17 protein-coding genes are annotated in these 21,037 nt (G+C 49.4%); 11 read left to right on the top strand and 6 right to left on the bottom strand.

Translation table 11 applies throughout. The features are described from left to right. Positions 1–114 precede the first annotated feature (114 nt). Together DFR28_RS11215 and DFR28_RS11210 are read left to right on the top strand one after the other, a co-directional pair. Entirely contained in the window at positions 115–1,263 is a 1,149-nt protein-coding gene (locus tag DFR28_RS11215; RefSeq protein ID WP_113954397.1) for an efflux RND transporter periplasmic adaptor subunit, read from the top strand. Next, complete coding sequence (locus DFR28_RS11210) at positions 1,260–4,364, top strand: efflux RND transporter permease subunit (protein ID WP_113954396.1); 3,105 nt, start codon at positions 1,260–1,262, stop codon at positions 4,362–4,364. The genes DFR28_RS11215 and DFR28_RS11210 overlap by 4 nt, the downstream gene beginning before the upstream one ends. A 132-nt stretch (positions 4,365–4,496) precedes the next feature. Here the strand turns inward: DFR28_RS11210 and DFR28_RS11205 are convergent, their stop codons facing one another. The 5 genes from DFR28_RS11205 to DFR28_RS11185 form a co-directional block, all read right to left on the bottom strand. Further along, entirely contained in the window at positions 4,497–5,024 is a 528-nt protein-coding gene (locus DFR28_RS11205) for a fasciclin domain-containing protein (protein WP_211316959.1), read from the bottom strand. A gap of 214 nt (positions 5,025–5,238) precedes the next feature. Further along, positions 5,239–7,479, bottom strand: coding sequence for a xanthine dehydrogenase family protein molybdopterin-binding subunit (locus DFR28_RS11200; protein ID WP_113954395.1), 2,241 nt, complete (start codon positions 7,477–7,479; stop codon positions 5,239–5,241). Beyond that, positions 7,479–7,973 carry a (2Fe-2S)-binding protein gene (locus DFR28_RS11195; RefSeq protein WP_113954394.1) on the bottom strand — a complete coding sequence of 165 codons (495 nt, stop codon included), beginning with the start codon at positions 7,971–7,973 and terminating at the stop codon, positions 7,479–7,481. The genes DFR28_RS11200 and DFR28_RS11195 overlap by 1 nt, the downstream gene beginning before the upstream one ends. A gap of 122 nt (positions 7,974–8,095) precedes the next feature. Further along, complete coding sequence (gene fghA, locus DFR28_RS11190; protein ID WP_113954578.1) at positions 8,096–8,935, bottom strand: S-formylglutathione hydrolase; 840 nt, start codon at positions 8,933–8,935, stop codon at positions 8,096–8,098. A 186-nt stretch (positions 8,936–9,121) separates the two neighbouring features. Then, a complete protein-coding gene (locus tag DFR28_RS11185) occupies positions 9,122–11,335 on the bottom strand; it encodes a TonB-dependent receptor (RefSeq protein ID WP_170132068.1) in 2,214 nt (737 codons plus the stop codon). 169 nt (positions 11,336–11,504) lie between these two features. Between DFR28_RS11185 and DFR28_RS11180 the strand changes: the two genes are divergently transcribed. The 9 genes from DFR28_RS11180 (at position 11,505) to rimI (ending at position 19,539) form a co-directional block, all read left to right on the top strand. Next, the gene (locus DFR28_RS11180) at positions 11,505–12,146 is read left to right on the top strand and encodes a rhomboid family intramembrane serine protease (RefSeq protein ID WP_113954392.1); all 642 of its coding nucleotides are present in this window, start codon (positions 11,505–11,507) and stop codon (positions 12,144–12,146) included. A gap of 75 nt (positions 12,147–12,221) precedes the next feature. Continuing rightward, positions 12,222–12,968 (top strand): sulfite exporter TauE/SafE family protein, encoded by a 747-nt coding sequence (locus DFR28_RS11175; RefSeq protein ID WP_113954391.1) that lies wholly within the window; start codon positions 12,222–12,224, stop codon positions 12,966–12,968. A 79-nt stretch (positions 12,969–13,047) separates the two neighbouring features. Then, entirely contained in the window at positions 13,048–13,839 is a 792-nt protein-coding gene (locus tag DFR28_RS11170; protein WP_113954390.1) for a sulfite exporter TauE/SafE family protein, read from the top strand. Between the two features lie 189 nt (positions 13,840–14,028). Then, positions 14,029–16,011, top strand: a complete 1,983-nt coding sequence (locus DFR28_RS11165) for an ATP-binding protein (protein ID WP_113954389.1) — start codon at positions 14,029–14,031, stop codon at positions 16,009–16,011. A 191-nt stretch (positions 16,012–16,202) separates the two neighbouring features. Then, positions 16,203–16,553 (top strand): arsenate reductase family protein, encoded by a 351-nt coding sequence (locus DFR28_RS11160; protein WP_113954388.1) that lies wholly within the window; start codon positions 16,203–16,205, stop codon positions 16,551–16,553. Further along, complete coding sequence (locus tag DFR28_RS11155; RefSeq protein ID WP_113954387.1) at positions 16,553–17,515, top strand: DHH family phosphoesterase; 963 nt, start codon at positions 16,553–16,555, stop codon at positions 17,513–17,515. The genes DFR28_RS11160 and DFR28_RS11155 overlap by 1 nt, the downstream gene beginning before the upstream one ends. Continuing rightward, complete coding sequence (locus tag DFR28_RS11150; protein WP_147251003.1) at positions 17,496–18,035, top strand: hypothetical protein; 540 nt, start codon at positions 17,496–17,498, stop codon at positions 18,033–18,035. Before DFR28_RS11155 ends, DFR28_RS11150 begins: the two co-directional genes overlap by 20 nt. Positions 18,036–18,037: 2 nt before the next feature. Further along, the gene (locus DFR28_RS11145) at positions 18,038–19,030 is read left to right on the top strand and encodes a uracil-DNA glycosylase (RefSeq protein ID WP_113954385.1); all 993 of its coding nucleotides are present in this window, start codon (positions 18,038–18,040) and stop codon (positions 19,028–19,030) included. Positions 19,031–19,095: 65 nt separating this feature from the next. After that, positions 19,096–19,539 carry a ribosomal protein S18-alanine N-acetyltransferase gene (gene rimI / locus DFR28_RS11140; protein ID WP_211316958.1) on the top strand — a complete coding sequence of 148 codons (444 nt, stop codon included), beginning with the start codon at positions 19,096–19,098 and terminating at the stop codon, positions 19,537–19,539. 32 nt (positions 19,540–19,571) lie between these two features. On the opposite strand, the gene DFR28_RS11135 is transcribed toward rimI, so the two are convergent. Next, on the bottom strand, positions 19,572–20,990 hold the full coding sequence (locus DFR28_RS11135; RefSeq protein WP_170132067.1) for a LysM peptidoglycan-binding domain-containing protein: 1,419 nt from the start codon (positions 20,988–20,990) through the stop codon (positions 19,572–19,574). Between the last annotated feature and the right edge of the window lie 47 nt (positions 20,991–21,037).

The raw sequence follows: 21,037 nt of genomic DNA, 5'->3' as shown, positions 1-21,037 counted from the left end.
AGGCTTGCAATTAATTTGTGATAATCCGCTTTTAAAGCTGTAAAATATCACTGTAATTTTCATCGAGAGTGCTAGTCTGCGCTCAACTTTTAGCCAGTACATCTTGGATCTATTATGTGTCGTCTATTATTAATTAAAATGGCCAGCTTGCTGTGCCTGTTTGGGGTTAGCTCATTCGCCGTTGCTCAACAAGGTCCAAGTGGACCGACTGGGGTCTTCGTGGCGCCGGTAACGCTCACAGATTTTTCAGATGATATTGAGGCATTAGGGACGCTAAAGTCGGTACAAAATGTGACGCTTGCATCCACCGTTACCGAACTGGTAACCGCCGTGCATTTCACCGATGGGCAGAGAGTCAAACAAGGCGATGTGCTGGTAGAAATGGACGCGTCCGAGGAGTTGGCTCAACTTGCAGAAGAGCAGGCATTGGCTGATGAAGCACGGCGACAAGTTGCTAGGTTTGAGCCTTTAACCGGTCGCGGAGCGGCATCGGAAGTAGCGCTGGATGAAAGTCGACGCCTCCTGAAAACGGCTGAGGCGCGAATTCAAGGGGTTGAAGCACGCATCGCACAACGCAAAGTTATCGCTCCGTTCGATGGTGTAGTGGGTCTGAGAAATATTAGCGTTGGTGCTCTGGCACAACCGGGCAGAATGATCACCACGATTGATGACGATAGTGTTATGCAATTAGACTTTTCAGTACCGGAGGTTTTCTTGCGAACGCTGGTTCCTGGGTTGCAAGTTAATGCTACTGCGAGCGCATTTCCTGGGGTTAGCTATGATGGCGAACTCTCAAGCGTCAACAGCCGAGTTGACCCTGTGACTCGTTCTATCACTGCACGAGCACTCATTAATAATGCCGATCGAACACTCAAGCCTGGATTATTGATGCGCGTCGTGTTGCGAAACAATCCGCGTAAAGCGCTGGTGATTCAAGAAGAAGCAATTATTCACGAGGGCAAGCAAGCGTTTGTCATTGTGGCGACTCCCGATGGTCAGGGTCACAAGGCGGCGCGTACTGAGGTGTCTCTCGGTGTGCGGCGTAAAGGCGAAATCGAGGTATTGGCTGGACTGAATGACAAGGATTTAGTTGTGGTGCATGGCACCATGATGGCCAGAGACGGTGCGCCACTGAAGGTGCAAGCGATCGAACGTAATGATGAGACTCTGCAGCAGTTATTGGATCAGAACCAGCAACCGGTGCTCGAGGAAACGGTGTCACAAGAAGTTATAACCGAAGAAACTCAGAGTAGCGCGCCATGATTCTGTCTGATTTGTCCGTTAAGCGGCCGGTGTTTGCCGCGGTTATTTCATTATTGTTGATTGCATTTGGTGCGGTTGCTTTCGAGCGCTTGTCGTTGCGAGAGTATCCCGATATCGACCCCCCGATTGTGACTGTGCAAGTTGACTATCCTGGTGCACCAGCGAATATTGTCGAAACCCGTATCACGCAGATAATTGAGGAGCGAATCTCCGGCGTAGCAGGTATTGAATTTGTTGAATCCACATCGCGTGATGGTCGCTCAAGCGTGGTGATCGAGTTTTCGATTAATCGCGATATTGATTCCGCCGCGAATGATGTCCGAGATCGAATTGCTGGCGTCATGGATAACCTGCCCGAAGAAGCGGATCCGCCTGAAGTTCAGAAGGTTGATAGTAGTAATGACGTTATTTTGTGGCAGAACCTGGTAAGTGATCGACTCACCGTGCCTGAACTTAGTGATTACGCACAACGCTATTTAATTGATCAGTACTCGGCGTTAGACGGTGTTGCGCGCGTGATCGTTGGTGGTCGGCAGAGCTATGCAATGCGGATCTGGCTGGATCGTCAAGCCTTGGCGGCGCGAGGCCTCAGTGTGAGTAATGTCGAGCGAGCCTTGCGTGCTGAGAATGTCGAGCTACCGGCCGGATCAATCGAGTCAGATGAAGTTGTATTTAAGGCCCGTGTTGATCGCACGTTTAACTCAGCAGAGGATTTTGCCAAACTGGTATTAGCTCAGGGTGACGATGGCTATTTGGTAAGGCTTGGTGACGTTGCCCGTGTTGAGCGCGGACTGGTCGAGGATCGCACCTTTTTCCGCGGCAACCAAGAACCGATGGTTGGATTGGGAATTGTCCGTCAATCTACCGCAAATACGATTGATGTGGCGCGCGGAGTCAAAGCGCTGAGTGCCCGACTCAATAAGAATTTGCCAGAAGGTATGGCGGTTAAACAAAGTTTTGATGCGTCAGTGTTTATCCAGTCTTCAATCAACGAGGTATACAGCACGCTGTTGATTTCGATCTTGTGCGTAGTGTTCGTGATCTATCTGTTCCTTGGTAGTGTGCGAGTGATGTTGATTCCGGCGGTGACCGTGCCAGTGTCATTGATCGCTACGTTTATTGCGATCTATGCCTTTGGTTTTTCGGTCAACCTGCTGACCTTGTTGGCCTTGGTGTTGGCGATCGGCTTGGTAGTCGATGACGCTATCGTGGTGCTGGAGAATATCGTACGGAGAATTCAGGAGAAGCGTGAGACACCGTTGGTCGCGGCGTTTCGTGGTACGCGCCAAGTTGGTTTTGCGGTGGTGGCGACTACTTTGGTATTAATTGCCGTATTTGTACCAATTACTTTTTTGGAGGGCGATTTAGGCCAACTATTTACCGAGTTTGCATTGACGATTGCTGCGGCCGTTGGGTTTTCATCACTCATAGCTCTGACCTTATCGTCGATGCTTGCGTCGAAGATACTCGGCTCGGAAATGCCTCCACCAAACCGCTTAGTGTTAGCGGTAGACCGGATGTTCCGGCGCAGTCGAGTCAAGTATCGCCGACTGCTGGTGCGAATCCTTCGCGCCCCAGCCAAGCTATTGGCCGTGTCGGTGGTGTTGATTGTATTGTCGGTGCTTATGTATAACGGCATTGAGCAAGAGTTTAGTCCAGCAGAGGACCGAGGCTCGTTTTTCTTATTGGTCAATGGGCCAGAAGGTGCAAGTTATGAGTACATCAATGAATACATGACTGAAGTCGAAACCCGCTTAATGCCATTGGTCGAGAGTGGAGAGATTAACCGTTTGCTGGTTCGTGCGCCGCGCGCTTTTGGCTCGATTGAGAGTTTCAATAGCGGTATCGCGATTGTTATTTTGAACAGCTGGTCGGAGCGTCGTTCCGCTTGGGATATCATGGACGATGTGCGGGAGCGGATATCGGATCTGCCTGGCGTTCGGGCATTTCCAGTCATGCGGCGTGGGTTTGGCGGTGGTACGCAGAAGCCAGTGCAATTTGTCGTCGGTGGTGCAACCTATGAAGAAATTGAAGCATGGACGGCGACTTTAATGGAAAAAATTGAAGCTGATAATCCCGGGTTTCAAGGTCTAGATCGAAATTATAAACAAACTCGGCCACAGATTGACTTTGTGGTTGACTACGATCGAGCCGCAGACCTTGGCGTTACCGTGGCTGAGATCGGCAGAACTTTAGAGACAATGATGGGCGGTCGCCGCGTCACTACCTTTATTGATCGCGGTGAAGAGTACGATGTGATTATTGAAGGTGAGCGCAGTCAGCAGCGATCCTTTAACGATATTCAGAATATTTATGTCCGTTCAGATCGCACTAATCAGTTGATTCCGTTGTCTAACCTAGTGAGTATTAACGAATACGGTGCGGCTGATAGCTTGGCTCGCTTCAACCGAGTGCGCGCCATTACCTTAGATGCAAATTTGGCCGACGGGTATAGCCTTGGCGAAGCTCTGGCTCATCTCGAGGCATTGGTTGATGAACACTTACCCGACGAGGCGTCGATAGATTATAAGGGTGAAAGTAGGGCTTTCGTGACCTCTGGCGGATCAATACTGTTTGTGTTTGCGCTGGGAATAGCTGTGGTGTTTCTGGTCTTGGCTGCGCAATTTGAAAGTTTTCTGCATCCTTTTATTATTTTGACCACTGTTCCATTGACCATCGGTGGCGGTTTGCTGGGGTTGGCTCTAACCGGTCAAACGCTCAATATCTATTCGCAGATTGGATTAATAATGTTGGTTGGTTTGGCGGCCAAAAACGGCATTTTGATTGTTGAGTTCGCTAACCAACTACGTGATGCAGGCTACCGGTTTAACCGCGCGGTGTTAACGGCGTCGGTTACTCGACTTAGACCTATTGTAATGACTGGTTTAACCACCGTTGCCGGAACGCTACCGTTAATACTTGCGAGTGGCGCTGGAGCTGAAACACGATTTGTTATTGGTACTGTGATTCTTTTCGGTGTGTTGTCATCAACCTTTCTCACTATTTTTATAGTGCCGGTTGTATACAGCTTAGTTGCACGTCGAACCGGTTCGCCAAACGACGTCGCGCGACGACTGAATGCTGAAATGGCCGAGAACTAGTTTGCCGTTGCTTCAGTAGAACGCTCTATAACTAGGCTTTTAGTCTAAGCCAGAAATAAGCTAGCTTAAAAAAACAAAAAGGCCGATGCACTCGCATCGGCCTTTCTTCTAGGTGACAAACTTATTGATGAACTATGGAACGAGCACGGTATCAATTACATGGATAACGCCGTTTGAGGTTTTGATGTCGGTCTTGATGACTTTTGCATTGTTGATCATTACACCATCATCCGTGTTGACCGTAACGTCGCTGCCTTGAAGTGTGGTCGCCGATGACAGCTTGACCACATCAGAGGCCATCACTTTTCCTGACACAACGTGGTATGTGAGAATGCTGGTCAGCAACTCTTTGTCTGCCATAATCGCTTTGAGTTGGTCGGCTGGTATTTTCGCAAAAGCATCATCAGTTGGCGCAAATACTGTAAACGGGCCATCGCCTTTGAGCGTGTCGATAAGCCCAGCCTCGGTTAGTGCGGCGGCTAAGGTGTTAAACGAACCGGCTGCCACCGCGGTATCAACGATGTCTTGTTTCATCATCTTATGGCTTTCCTTTGCCATCTTTTTGTCGCCTTCATGATGGCCGGCTTGCGCGTGGCCAAACGCCAATAAAGTGCTAGCTAGAACAATCGCGCGTGAGAACTTCGGTAGGGAATTTTTCATAGTGCTGGATCTGAGTTGATTAATGAGAGGCAACATTAACAGCATGGGTGCCCGCGCAATGTGCAGCGGCGATTACCATTTGGTTGGAGAGTTGAGCATGTAGTTCACGCCTGTGACTAAGTCTTCACTGGCGTGACTGAGTGCTCACAAAGTTGGTTGCTCTCACTCTCTCTACTAAACGCGAACCATCCTTGGCGGTAGCGTTGTTAGATGGCTATAAGAATCGAATGTGCTTACTCAGTGGCAGCTCGCGAATTCGCTGACCGGTGGCCGCGAAAATGGCGTTGGCAAGGGCCGGCGCTGCCGGCGGTAGCCCAGGTTCACCAATGCCTCGAATCTTTTCGCCGTTCTCCAGAACGCGCACAGCCATATTAGGCACTTGGTTGATTCGAATTGAGTTGTAGTTGTGAAAGTTGGTCTCTTGAACTTTGCCATCTTTGACGGTGATGTTGCCCATCATTGCGGCAGCTAGACCAAAGTTCATGCCGCCCGTGACTTGGGCTTCGATATTACGCGGGTCGAGTGCTACGCCGACGTCAACGGCGGCCCAAGCATTAATTAGCTTGATGCCTTGTGCCGTGTTTTGAACTTCAATGACTTGTGCCGTCGGAACGCCGAATGACAATACGAAAGCTACCCCCTTGCCGTGACCCTCTGGTAAGGCTGCGCCCCAATTCGACATTTCCGCTACCGCCTCGAGCACCTTTCGCGAAGCATCATGGTTCATCAGGTCAAGTCTCATTTGCAGTGGGTCTAACTCCCCTGCGGCAGCGATTTCATCCATCATGCACTCGTGGAAGAAACCATTTTGAGAGGCACCTACTGAGCGCCATGAACTCACTGGAAACGCTTTCGGTGTGCGATACCCTGTAACCCGATAATGCGCTACGCCGTACGGTTGGTCCCACGCGGCTTGCACTATCGACACGTCTGGACCAGCAGCCGGTACCCCTAATCGACCCATCTGTGACTCCACTACTGACGGCGCTGCTAGGTGTAAGTCGATAGCATTAGGGCGACCATTGCTTAGGTTGGCCTTAAATCGAGCGATTGCCATTGGCCGGTAATAGTCATGTGTTGTGTCTTCTTCGCGAGTCCAAGTTGTTTTAACCGGTGTTCCCTCGAATTCTTTGGCAATTTTGATGGCATGAATAATGAAGTCCATTTCGGCGCGACGTCCAAAACCACCGCCCATTAGGGTGGTATGTACTCGGATGTCGGCCTCATCTAGCCCCGTGATGTTGGCTCCTTCTTTGAGCGCTTGTGTGGGCAACTGGTTCCCCGCCCAAATGTCTAGTTTGCCATCGCGCAACCAAGCCGTCGCATTTAATGGCTCCATGGCGGCGTGTGCTAGATACGGCACGCGATATTCACCGTCGATGGTTGTTGCGTCTTGTAGGGCTTGTTCTACATCCCCATCGTCGCGAAATTGACTGTCTTGATGATCATCATTAAAGCTTTGCTCGACAGCTTTGAACAAGCCTGCGGTATCGTTAGCATAACCGGCTTGAGCCCAATTACAGTCAACTGCGTTTACCGCTTTAAATGCGTACCAAGTGTTGGTTGCGATAGCGGCGATACCATTGTCGATCTGGATAATGCGTTTAACCCCCGGCATGGACTCTGCCTTGCTGGCATCAAATGATGTCATCGGGGCGCCTAATTGCGGGTTCATGCGCACAGAGGCGTAGACCATGTTCGGAAGGTCGATATCGATACTGAACTCAGCTGTTCCAGTCGATTTGCTAATCATATCGACGCGTTTTTGTGATTTACCTAACAGTTTCCAGGCTGACTTCGGTTTTAACGTTGGTTCTGCCGGTGGCTCAATTTTTGCCGCGTCGCTAGCCAATTGCTCAAAGCTTAAGGAGCGTCCGTCAGCGGCGGTAATCTTGCCACCTTTGATGGTCAATGACGCACGATCAACACCGAGTTGTTGCGCTGCTACCTCGACCAATACTGATCTGGCTGCGGCGCCAGCAACTCGCATTTTATGGTAGGCGTCAGGAATTGAAGACGAACCACCGGTGATTTGTAGCCCTAAAAATTTTGCCGGCACTTTCATGAATCCCCGCGCAGCCTCGGCGACGCTGCCGTCGTCTGTGGCTGCAAACGGGAGACCTTCTTCTATTACCGCTGCATTAAAATATGCGTTCGAAGCGGGTCCGTGTATCACCTTAACCTGCTCAAGTGACAGTTCTAACTCTTCGGCGACTAGTGCCGCGAGCGTGGTGTGGACGCCTTGGCCCATCTCGGCTCGTGGTGCAATGATGGTAACGCCGTATTGATTGATCATTACGTATGGCGTCAATGCTGCAGAACCGTCTACTAGGTCTGCTTCAAGTGGGTTGTCAAAAGGTTGTTTATACTTCCAGTAACCAAATACGACGCCACCGGCTATGCCGACTGAACCGACTAAGAAGGTGCGACGAGTAATCTTTCCGAGCGTGCTCATTATGCCAATTCCTCATCAACCGATGGTTTGTCCGAGGGTCGACCTTGGATCGTCTTAGCGGCTGATTTTACCGCGGCGCGAATTCGTGGGTAGGTGCCGCAGCGACATAAATTACCGGCCAATGCGGTGTCTATTTCGGCATCGTTCGGTTGTGAATTTGTCGCAATAAGTGCGGCGGCCGCCATGATTTGGCCCGATTGACAATAACCACACTGGGCTACTTGATGATCAACCCATGCTTGTTGAACCGCGTGCATTGCGTCTGGTGTACCCAGCCCTTCAATGGTTGTAACCTCGCCTTGCACGGCGGATGCTGGGTAAGAACAAGAGCGTACAGGCTTGCCGTTGACGTGTACGGTACAGGCACCACACATAGCAATGCCGCAACCGTATTTTGGTCCCTTGATTCCTAGTTCATCTCTGAGTACCCAGAGTAAAGGCATGTCGGCGGCAACTTCGACTTCGTGTTCCTGACCGTTAACTTTAAGCTTCATCGCGTATTCCCGGACCCATTTATGTATCAATAGAAAGTTATCATACACTTCGTCGTGAATAAATTGAATCAACGCCGATTGTCATTTGGCGACAATATGGTGCCGTCGCGACGCGACAATGCTTAGGTGTTATCGAAGTGCTTAGCGTGAAAGGCGATATGTTGTTCGATAAACGTGGCGATGAAAAAATAGGAATGGTCGTAGCCGGGCTGCATGCGAACCTGCATTGGGTAGTTTGCGCGGCTAACTGTGTCGATTAATTGCTGAGTATTGAGCTGCTGTTGCAGAAAGTCATCGGCGCTACCTTGATCAACTAAGCCCGGAACAGCGTTAGACGAAACTTTAATTAGCTCGCAACTGTCGTAGTCTTTCCATTTTTCTTGATCGTCACCGAGGTAAAGTCCCAGCGCTTTTTGACCCCAAGGGCAGTTGATTGGCGCCGCTATTGGTGAAAATGCCGACATTGAGCGATAGCGTTCGGGATTCTTGAGGGCGATTGTGAGCGCACCATGGCCGCCCATGGAATGACCGGAAATAGCTCGTTGCGTTGTTACCGCAAATTTTTTTTCCACTAAACGAGGGAGCTCTTGGACCACGTAGTCGTACATTTGATAATACTGTTTCCATGGCGACTGTGTGGCGTTGACATAGAATCCAGCGCCTAAGCCGAAGTCCCAAGCTTGTTCAGGGTCGTCGGGTACTTCTGCGCCGCGTGGACTAGTGTCAGGACAAACAATAGCGACCCCGTGTTTGGCAGCAAACTGTTGTGCGCCGGATTTGGTCACAAAATTCTGATCCGTACAAGTGAGGCCCGATAACCAATAAAGTACCGGTACTGGCTGAGTGTCGGCTTGCGGTGGTAAATAGATAGAGAACGTCATCTCGCAGTTTACGCTCTCTGCCTGATGTGTGTATTGCTGCTGTTGCCCGTCGAACAGCTTTTGACTAGTTACTAGTTCCATTGCGGTGCCCTCATAAAAATAGGTGTTAGAGATTGTAAGCGATCGACAAAAAAAGGGCATGATAAGATCATGCCCTTTTTTATATTACTTGCTTACCGCTTAGCCGCGAGTTTTGTGTCTGCGCAGATTAAACGTTTGCGAGTCGCTTCTACTTAGAGGCGCTTGCTACTCAGAAGCGCTTACTAATTAGAAGCGCTTGCTAAATTCGATGCCCCAAAATGCGGGCTCGTTTACAAACGCAGTTTGATTTAAAAAGTCTAACGCGCCATCAGCGACGATCTCATCAGTTATGTTGCGACCAATAACCGCGATGTCGAGTGTTTCATCGCTATTTTTGTATCCAACACGAAGACCACCAATCCAGCGGCTTTCTGCGACAAACTCTACTGATTCGTACAAAAAGATATTGGAGTCACTACGATAGTTCCAGTCGGTTTGTGCATACAAACTGCCGGTTTCTAATTGGTAGTCGTAATCGACGGAGAAATTAAACAACCATTCTGGGGCGCGTGGTAACGGGTTGCCATCAACTGACACTAAATTCACCGTGCCAAAAAAGCCTGGGAAGGTGTCAACGATCGGATCCAAGGATGTGCATAGCGGTGTAGCAGAACACAGCTCGGTATTGAGGTTGGCGTCTTTGATTTCGGTGTCGTTGTAGCTCAAGTTTGCGCTTAGGCGTAAATTATCGCTCGCTAACACCTCAAACGCTGTTTCGAATCCAGAGCCGTCAACTTTGTCGGCATTGAGTAGTTCGTTCGTGTTGCCGGTGCCGCCGGTTGCAGTGAGCTGTTGGTCGTCAACCGTATAGGTATAAACAGCTGAGTTCCAGCGAGCACGACCATCGAATAGCTCAGCTTTAAAGCCAACTTCGAAGGAGGTGATCTTTTCCGTGTCAGCTTGGCTAACGAATCCAAATCGACCTAAGGTTACTGGTCCGCGCGAAGCGGTAGCTAGGCGTGCGTATGTGGACCAGCTATTGTTTAACGCGTAGTTGGCCGATAATTCCCAGCTGAAGTAATCATCTTCGGCGTCAATAAACGCGGCTGGTGCGGAAGAGCCAGGTCCAGGAATGACCTCTAGTTCTTTTTGGTCGTCGGTGTAGCGGAGTCCTGCGGTCAATGACAATTGATCATTTAAATGGTATTCAGTTTGTCCGAAAATGGCCACCGAGCGCGTACTTTGTTGTGCTTGGGTTAATTGGATTCGGTCTCCGGAGTTAGCGAAGTCTGCGCTGTCGACAGTGATGTCTTCGTCTAAGAAGAACAAGCCAACTTGATAGAACAATTTATCAGTTTCTGCGGAGAATCTTAATTCTTGGGTCAGCTGACTGTGATCTGATAAACCGTCACCAGACGATACGCTGAAAAAGGCTTGTCCGCCTAGTTGGCCAATTGCTTCTGGGCCGCCTTGGATTCCGCCGTCGATGTCGGCTTGACTGAAACTCTCGATGGTGTCGTAGGCGGTGATCGAGGTTACCTCTGCATCACCTAAGTCAAATACCAGCTTAGCGCTGCCGCCAAAATGATCGAGGTCCATACCGGAAACTAAGGCGTCGTGTGAGGCGCGTTCCGGGTCAAAACCATCACGTAGACCTTTTACACCAGGCGTGAAAGCGTTGGCGTAAAAAAGCTGTGGTTGGTCGCCGTCTTGTTTGAATCCATGCACTTTAAACAGTGCTGAAAGTTGATCGTTCGGGGTTGCAAGCAACTGTAAGCGATAAGCAAATTCGTCAAATGCGCCAAAGTCGTCACCAGCACCATTAAAAGTATTGTCGATCCATTTGCCACGATCTAAGTACTTAAATGACGCACGTGCCGCTAATGACTCGGACAATGCACCACCAACCGCTCCTTCGGCAGTAACTGTTTCGCGGCTTCCATAGCCAAGACGAACATAGCCATCAGATTCGAATGATGGTGTTACGGAATCAACTTTAACTACACCGGCGGTCGTGCTGCGACCAAATAATGTGCCTTGTGGACCTTGCAATACTTCAACCCGAGCGACGTCGAACAACGGTAAGCTTTTCAATACGGAGTTCTCTAATGCTACTTCGTCCATGATCATTGACACCGGCTGAGTGCCATTTACATCGAAGTCGTAGTTGCCCAATCCGCGAATATAAAAGCGCGGAGATTGTCGGCCGTTGGATGATTCAATTTGTAAGCTCGGCACACGACCGGCAAGTGCCCGGATGTTTTCGCCGGCACCTAGGTAGTCTTGAACTTGTGCTGCGGGTATTGCTGATACTGCGGCGGGAATGTCTTGTAGTGATTGCTCGCGTTTTTGTGCAGTAACTACAATCTCTTCAAGCGTCAGATCACTCTGCGCATTGACGTTGTAGGTAAGTGGAGTGAGGCCGATGAGTACGGCGCCGGCTTTCAGATATCTTTTCATGTTTGCTGTCCTAGGAAAAACGGTGATCATGCCAGAATGACAAGTTGGTGACTTTACCACCAACTATTCAATAGTGAATCCTGTTTAGGTCTAATTCTTCGGATTTTTGACATTGCTGAGCGTGATAAACAGATAGAATATCGTCAGATTTAAATGGATTGTGTTTTGTATGAACCCCGAAATTTTTAGCCTTACTAATATTCTTGTGCTGCTCACCTGTGTCATCTCGTTTATGACCATGGAGAATCGTGCCGTTAAAGCTCAGTTGTTGTTCCATCCGGCAACTATTCGTCGCGATAAAGAGTGGTATCGTTTTCTGACATCGGGGTTTATACACGCCGATTTTTGGCACTTACTAATTAATATGTTTGTGCTCTGGTCCTTTGGTAACGCGCTGGAACGAGCGTATTACCCCGCTTTTCTCGGTGATGGTAGTACTCTTAAATTTCTGATTTTATATTTAGGCGGGATTGTCGTTGCCTCAATTCCGGACTATTTCCGTAACCAGTACAATAGTAGTTATGCAGCGCTTGGAGCTTCCGGTGGTGTGTCGGCGGTGGTGTTCGCGGTGATAATTTTTGACCCTTGGCGGAACCTGTATCTGTATGGAATTATCGCGATTCCACAAATTTTAGCTGGCGCGGGTTATTTGTACTACTCATGGATTAAGGATAAGCGAGCGAATGACAATATTGGCCATATGGCGCATTTCAGCGGCGCTATTTGGGGCTTTATGTTTACCGGCTTGATGAATTTCGAGCTATTTGGGCGATTTATCACTAAGACCTTAGCTGGGCCAAATTGGTGGTAGCTTTAGCTTGATTGAGTTGTTTGAAAGCTGGGGCTCGGTTGCAAAAGCACGGATGCTTGCGGTGGTGATAGCGCGATGGAGGTAATAGAGTTTTCGCTAGCGCTTATTGTTTTGATGCTGTTGAGCGCATTTTTTACAGCCATATTGCATGGTGCAACGGGCATGGCCGGAGGCATTGTGCTGGCGGCGATATTGTCGCACTTGATCGGAATTAAACTGGCTGTTCCGGTGGTCACTTGTTCATTAGCTTTTAGTCATGCGAGTCGGGCGTATTTGTATATTAAGACGGTCGACTGGCGATCGGTGCGCATAGTGTTGATGTTTAGTCTACCTACCATTGCGTTTGGTGCACTGTTGTTTACTTATCTATCCAGTACGTTAGTCGCGTTGATGATGGCTGGTTTTTTGGCGGCATCGCTGCCGATAAAGTATTGGGCAAAGCGTCGACAATTGCATGCTAGTAACAGCGTACTAGCCGGGGCGAGTGTGCTGTGGGGAATGTTGGCTGGTAACGTCATCGGGCCGGGCTTTGTTTTAGCCCCGTTCTTACAGGGGCGAGGCATGGATCGGCTCACTTTTGTTGGGTCGTTGGCATGTATCGTGTTGGTGATGAATTTGGTTAAACTTAGCGTATTCGGCACGTCCACTTTGCTTGATGCTTCTAGCTTGTGGCTTGGGATTTTGCTCGGAATCGTTACTATTCCTGGCAACTGGGTAGGTAAAAAAATGTTGCACAACGTAAGTGATGACACTCATCGTCAAATAGTTAATGCGATGACAATTCTTCTGGTCTTCAATTTTCTATATCTTGCTTTAGGCTAGCTCATTCCGGCATCAATTTTGGTGTAGATTTGCTAAGCTCTGCGACAAATAAGAAAAACGTTCCCCGCCCGTTACCATCATGGATTTAAGTTATTGGTATTTCTTTATACTCGCGCTGTTTGGCGCAGTGGTAGCCAGTGCCACCGGAGCTGGCGGTGGTGTGGTATTTGTGCCCGCGTTCAATATGCTTGGGCTAAGTCCGCAATCGATAATTGCCACCAGTTTCGCGATTCAATGCTTCGGTATGAGTGCTGGCGCTTTTGCATGGTTTAACTATGCAAAACAACCGGGGCTGGCGACTGAGGTGCCGGCTTGGCAATCTTACTCACGCTTTATTTTATGGTTTTCAGTGCCAGCAGTTATCGGTGTCGTGGCAGGTCAAACCATCATTGATCCCGGTTCGCCACAAGATGTGAAGGCATTATTTAAAGTGTTCTCAATGGCGTTTGCTGTTGCCATACTTGTAACAACCGCTTACATCGTTAAGTTTCAAAATCGTGCGTTAGATCCGGTCGCAATAAGCCCACTTATCAAAGTGCTATTTGTTGTTGTTGGTTTGATTGGGGGCACCATTACCGCATGGCTCTCGATAGGCGTTGGCGAATTGATTGCGGTACTGCTGATTTTAATGCGCTACCCAGTCAGAATGGCGGTCGGCGTTGCGGCTAGTGTTAGTGCTGTTTCAGTGTTAGTCGGCGTACAAAAATACTTGTGGTTCGAGCCGACCATAGACACCTCGGTGCTGTTATTTGCAGGTCCGGCAGCGGCGATTGGCGGAACCATAGCAAAACGAGTTGTTGCATGGTTCTCTCCAGTGCAACTAAAGCTATTTATTGCTAGTTGGATACTGATTAGCGCATTCGCGATGTGATGTGTTAGGTGTTCGGCGGCGTTTTAAGAATCTTTGCTTGTTTGCCAACTCAAATCTCGACCTGGCGCGCTATTGTTATGTAGACAGCTCAGGGGTTTGGGTGGTACAACACATGAAGAGCGTCTTGTTGACGCTTGGTCGGATGAGAGCCGGCATGACCACGCAGATTGAAATTTTTGAGGTACTCATATGCACGCAATTCCGACCCAAAGTCGACCTAATTTGATGCTGGCTTCTGGTGTGCTGGCGTTGATCTTGGTTGGGTCTATATTGATTCATCTTGTGATGCTTAGCCCTGGTGTGTTGCGTGCACAGGCGATTAGTAGCGTGGCGATGCAGCAAATGTCTAACTTGACGACTAGTCCAGAGGATATCTCCACCGCACAAGCTCTTAGCGCTAAGCAGTCACTCCGGCAATTTGCTGAGGCGCTTGTCAATGGTGGCGAGTTAGACGGTGTTGACGGGCTTTCATTGTCCATCTCAGCGGTGCCCGATGAGGGGCTTGCCGCCATGTCAAAACAGCTACTGCAAGCGCTGGAATCTAACGACAGCAGGCCTATTCGGGAGACATTGAATCAAGTGCTAGTTAGTCAGCAGCAGGCAATTCAACAACTTGAATTCGGGCGTACCATCACGTGGTTGGCAACCATTGGTTTGTTGATCGCATTGGGCGTTTGGCTGGTTTCTTCTATTCGCCAACGTCTGCGGCGTACTGAAGCGTTGTTGGCGGGAAGTCTGAGTCAGAGTAAAACTATTTTAGGGTCAACCAAAGATGGGCTTTTCATTATCAAACCCAACTTCCAAGTCGGGTCGGTGCAATCTACTTCAACGGCTGAGCTGTTTGGCATTAGTACGCCGATCGTTGGGGATTTTTTTGAGTTTTTACAGCAGCGAGTGAGTTCAGACGATTTACTAGAGATCAAAAATTACATTGTCGGGAAACTAAATAGTGTACAAGACGGTGGCTCGCGGGTGGGGCAAAGTAAGCTTCGCGATATTGCTATTACCAGCGAAAATGAGAGTGGGTATATTGATACTCGCTACTTAAGTTTTGAGTTTACAGGTAATGAAGCGAACCCCCGCGCGGGATTACTGGTGTCAGTGTCGGATGTCACGAGGGAAGTTGAATTACAGCAGCAATTGCAAGATTTGGACCGGTTGAACGAAGAGCGATTCCAGCTTTTGATCAGGAGCAGTTTGAGCGAAACGCCTGAAATCACGGCTTTCTTTCACGCGACATATCGCAATCTGGAACTCATTAACACGTCTCTGCGAGATCGCGCTCAGCAACACGATGATAACGCTCAGAAGCTTCAAGATATTTTGTCGATTGCGCTCGAAATTAAGGCAGATGCGGCACAGGTTGGTATTTCTCTGATTGAGACGTCGGCACACCAACTTGAATTATCGGTGTTAGCCCTGTTGGAGCAGCCGGTTCTAGGAAGCCAGCAGGTGCTTACACTGGCTTCGCCGCTTAAACGAATAATTGGCGAGTTAGATTCACTTGAGGTCCTTACTCGAAAATTTAATGCTCATGATCCTGGCAGACGAACAGATTTGTCAGTGGTGGAGGAGGGCGGTTCGGCTAAAGGTGCACATAGTTTTGGTCGAGCTTTGGCTACTAAGCTGGGCAAAAAAGTGACGGTGAATTTGGTTGGTTTTGATTTGGCTATGATACGACCGGAGGCGCGCGATGCGGTTGAAGCGACATTGAATGAGTTGGTTGAAAATGCTGTTGCTCACAGCATCGAACTACCCGATGTGCGACATTCGGCCGGAAAACCAATGGTGGGCTCGATTACGATTCGCATGGAGCCGCAAGAGACCGATCAAGTTCGGTTTTATGTACAGGATGATGGTGCTGGTTTTAACTTTTCAGCGATTCGGTCGGCAGCCATAGCCCGAGAAATTGTTGATGCTGATGTCTGTCAAAAGTTATCTAAGAATGAACTCGTTAGATTGATATTCATCAGTGGGTTTTCAACAGGGACTGGTTCAGCTGGCGAAGTTGGTGGCGGACTGGGACTCGAGAAAGTTAAGATGGCGCTTAGTGAGCTAGGTGGCAAGATCAGCGTTGGGTCGGCGGATGGCGTAACCGCGCAATTTGCCGTGAGTTTACCTAAATCAACTCTGTTGAATTCACATGACCAGCCAAGCTTGATAAACGGCTAGGTGGGTTTGGTGCTCTAGTCTCAAATTGTAGTAGTTAATATTAAGCATCTGGCTTAGTTCAGGCTGCGCGATTGGCGCTTATTCGGCGAAACGGCCATTATTGTGGCTAATTGTCGATTCCATTGCGTGGAGGCTGGCACTTTCACGGTGAGCGTCTATAATTGCGTTTTTCACCAGCCGTCTTTCTGAGCATGAAACTCTATCAGTATCCCAATTGTTCGACCTGTCGCCAGGCCTCCAAATTTTTGCGTGAAAACGGCGTTGATGTAACGTCGATAGATATTTCAAAGCAGCCTCCGACTGAGGCTGAATTGGAAGCAATGTTGGCGGTCTATGACGGTGATATTGGTAAGTTGTTTAATCGCTCCGGTGTGCGTTATCGAGAATTAAAGCTAAAAGATTCACTGCCTACTATGAGTTCTCAGCAAGCAATTAAATTGCTTGCTGGCGACGGTAAGCTGATTAAACGACCGTTTCTAATTACCGATCATGGCCAAGGTGTCGTAGGTTTTAAGGCTGATGCTTGGCAGGAGTTTGTGTAATGGCTTATATCGATTGTTTTAATGGCGACGCCGATGGGATTTGTGCCTTAACACAGCTTCGCTTGCACCAACCGGTAGATTCTTTGTTGGTAACTGGGGTAAAGCGTGACATTAAATTGTTGGAGCGCGTTAGTGCCGAACAAGCTGATTTAGTCACGGTTTTGGATATTTCACTCGACAAGAATCGCGCCGAGCTCGACCGAGTATTGGGGCAGGGCGCTCAAGTATTCTATTGTGATCATCATTATGCTGGTGACCTTCCTGAGCACCATAATTTGACTACCTTAATCAATACTGCGCCGGATGTGTGTACTAGTTTGTTGATTAACCATCGTCTAAAAGGGCGGTTTTTAGAATGGGCCGTAGTTGGTACGTTTGGCGACAATTTATCGCGAGCCGCCAGCGCTCTGGCCAAGCCCTTATCGTTGAGTGATAAAGATCTGAATTTATTACAGAACTTGGGCATCTACCTCAATTACAACGGTTATGGCGCGTCACTCGACGATCTGTACTTCGACCCAGCCGAGCTGTTTAAACGTACTTCGCAATATCGCAGTGCGTTCGAGTTTATGCGTGATGATGTTGACACCTATGCAACCTTGGAGCAGGGGTATCACAGCGATATGGCTAAGGCCGCACAGCTCGAACCGGAACACCAGACAGCTGACGCCGCAGTCTATGTGCTGCCGTGCGAGGCATGGGCGCGGCGAGTTAGTGGCGTTTTCAGCAATGACTTAGCAAACAAGCATGAGAATCGTGCGCACGCCGTGTTAACAGAGCGGAGCGATGGCGACTTTCTAGTGAGCGTTCGAGCGCCAATGAGTAAAAAACGCGGTGCCGATGTGGTCTGTCGTCAATTTGATACTGGCGGTGGTCGAGCGGCCGCAGCCGGAATTAACCAATTAGCGGCGGCCGACGTGGCTAAATTTACGGCGGTGCTCGGTGACTTCTACCGATCTTAAGCAACCCATGTCGGACTCTCCGTCAAGGCGTCGAGTTGTTATGATCGTCGAGCGGGTTGGCATGATTGCTGACTCGATCGTGCGTAAGATTACTTGGTTTGTAGTGCTGGGGGTATTTGCGACGCTGTATCTTGCATGGAACCTTTATTCGGCCGAGTCAGCATTGTGGTGGAATGTTCTCAAATGCGGCGTCATCGCATTGCCGGCGCTGTTATGGGCGTTCGTGTGGTTAGTCTTGTCGCAGTTACGTGATGCACCGTCTCAAGTGGCTGGTCTAATGGATGCAGATAACGAGTTAATGCTGAACTTGAAATCGGTAACGGTTGGTGAGTCTCGTGGTTTAAGAGGTTTGTTCAGCACGCTCAATGCGCTACGTAAAGAAGATGGCTTGAGTGCTATCTTTGACACCATTGGTGGGGTTACCTTGTTGGCGAATCCTTTTTTCGCGCTTCTCGCGCTAGTGATGATGGCGGTGCTGGGTTTGCTTATTTTGATTGCAATTACATTGTTGGTATTTTAGCTGTGGCTCGCGACTTGCTTCAGCAAATGGGAATTCAACGCTGGCGTTTACGCTCGCGACCGGCTGATGTTGTCACTGATGAAGTAATAACTGTGGCCAGCAATGACAGTCCTGATCTTGTGGATGATGATGGGCCTGAGATGGCGCCAGTGGCTATAGATTTGTTGTCTAGCGACTCTGTGCCTTTGGATGCTATGCCAGCCGAGCCGGTCACGGTGGCTGAGTCGACGTCAGCGGCGTCAATTGCTCCGAAGGTTAGTGCATCATCCCCTAAAGTCAGTAATTCGACGGCAGTGGATTCGACTGCTAATGATCAGCGTAGTCCGGTTGCTATAAGACCGGCACCACCACCTATCAAACAAGCTCCTCCGCCTATCACGTCAGCACCGCAAGCGATAGTGCCAGTGCCGCCGCCGATAAAGAGTGCCGCTAACCCGCTCGACGATGCCGGTTGGCAGACCTTGCAAGGTATTATCGATGCTGGCAATCTGTGCCCCACTTGCTCTTCAGATAATGCCATCTTAGGTTATGGAGATACCCAAGCCGAATGGATGTTTGTGTTTGACGCGCCAACGTCGATCGACTTACAAGGCGGTCAACTCTGCTCTGGGCGAGCTGGCAAGTTGTTCGATGCGATGTTGCAAGCGATTGGGTTAGAGCGCGGTATGGTTTATGTGACATCGGTGTTTAAGTGTGCGCCAACCGATGATTTAGCCTTAAGTCCAGCTTGTCATTCGATGCTCAGGCGCCAAATTGAACTAGTGCAGCCGACCGTCGTAATTGCCTTTGGTGAGTTTGTTGCGCAGTCTGTCTTGAAGGCAAACGAGTCTTTGGCGCAATTGCGCGAGCAGCCGCAGCGTTGCTTTAGCACGCAGATACCGATCGTGCCGACCTATAGTCCAACCCAAATGTTGGAGGATTCTCAGCTCAAATCCCAAGTCTGGAACGATTTAAAATTGGCCATTGCATTGCATCAGAATCAGCAAGGTATCTAGTCGCGCAGGTCGCAATGAGCACATAAGTTACTATGTCGAGCCGATCAGAGGTTACCGTTCGCGCGATGCGCACCGAAGACTTGACTGCGGTTTTGCTGATTGAGCAGAATGCGCAGATTAGTCCTTGGAGTCGTTTGTCATTTGAAGCGTCGTTGAGTAATGGTGATTGGTGCCGAGTGCTGTGTGTTGATAATCGGGTGGTTGGCTACCACGTTTGTAGCACTGTGCTGGATGAGTTACACCTTCTCAATGTCGTCGTCGCGCCGTCAATGCAGGGCAAGGGGTTCGGGCATAGGCTGATGCATGATATTGCTGAACTGGCAGCGACTAACGGTTTGGTGAAAATATTCTTAGAAGTTCGAGTCAGCAATGTTGTTGCTCAAACTATGTATCAGCAGTGGCAATTCAAGCAAATTGGAATTCGAAAGCAATATTACGCGGCAAGCAATGCTGATGCTCCAACACGTGAAGATGCGCTAGTCTTTATGCGCCTGCTGGGCGACCAGTAGGCGCATTTAGCGAATGCAAAGTTAACGAGACACTAGTGCATAGTGCGTTGCGTTACCACAATCACCGGCTGGTTGAGTCTGAGTACATGGTCTGGTTTTAAGTTATTCCACGTTAGCAGTTCTTGTACCCTGACTTTGTAACGACGCGCGATAGACCAAAGGGTGTCGCCGCGTTTAACATTGTGCACCACTTGACTCGGCGCTTGGTTGGCTGGTGCTAGTGCGGCAATTACTGCTGAGCTGCCCCTTACCGGCACCATTAGCGTCCGATCGGCGCGAATATTATTATTGCGTAGTTGGTTTGCCTTTCTAAGTGATGCCACGCTAACTCCGTACTGACGAGCGATTCCACTTAGCGTGTCGCCTTGGCGAATTCGGTGGTTTTTGAATCGAATCTCCGGTGCGCGTGCGATCGCTTCTTTGGCTTGTGCAATTAGCTCCCCATCACCAATTGGTACGAGCAGCCGGTGCGGGCCGTCTGGCGACGTAGCCCAGCGTTTGAATCCAGCATTGAGGTGACGCAGCATGCCGATATCGATGTTCGCATCGGCGGCGAATTTATTTAGATCGACCTGCCCAGGTAATTCTAATACCTCAAAATAGGGTTGGCTGGCGATTGGTTCTAAGGACACTTTGAAGCGTTCTGGATGCTCGATAATGTTCTTTAGAGCGATTAGTTTCGGCACATAGCGTCGAGTTTCAGAGCGCAATGAAATTGATGAATAGTTGGCTTGCCGACTTGTGCGATGGCGCTTCATTGCGCGGCGGACTGTGCCGGGGCCGGCATTGTAAGCAGCCAAGGTTAGAAACCAGTCGCCATCGAACATTCGATTCAATTGTTCTAGGTAGTCCAGCGCAGCTTTAGTCGAAGCGAGAGGATCGCGACGTCCGTCATACCACCAGTCGTCATGTAAGCCAAACTCTCTACCCGTAGCCGGTACGAACTGCCACAACCCGACCGCGCTAGACCGTGATACGGCCTCCGGTCGATATGCGCTCTCGACCGCGGGAAGCAACGCTAATTCCATTGGCAGGCCGCGTTTTTCGAGTTCTTCGACAACATGGAACAAGAACGGTGTTGCGCGTTTAAATAAATTCTCTAAATAGGTCGGATGAGACGCATTCCATTTTTCGTACTCGGCAACGTGTTTGGAATCTAGGTCGGGCAGTGAAAACCCATCGCGCATGCGCGCAAAGATATCGGCGCTGGGACTACCTAGCTCTGATTTGGTGACACTCGGTGCGACTTCAGCGGCCTCTAGTTCTGCCTCAGATAAGGTGATACTACCGCCGTCTGATGTGGCTAAGTTGGCATCATCGGTGTCATTCGATAATGAGCCATCGGTGTTTTCGATAGCTGGGTCGATGGCAGATGTGTCTTTGCCTCGCATATGGCCACATGCGCTAACCGTTAGCGCAACTACCAAAATTATGATGAGTTTAAAATTCATCGGCGAATAGTAATGAGCTGTTCTGTAACAGTCAATGTTGTGACCTG

Source organism: Arenicella xantha (genome assembly GCF_003315245.1).
GTDB classification, from domain to species: Bacteria; Pseudomonadota; Gammaproteobacteria; order Arenicellales; family Arenicellaceae; genus Arenicella; species Arenicella xantha.
The sequence above is the reverse complement of the archived record's forward strand: the minus strand, read 5'-3'. Positions and strand labels throughout refer to the sequence as shown.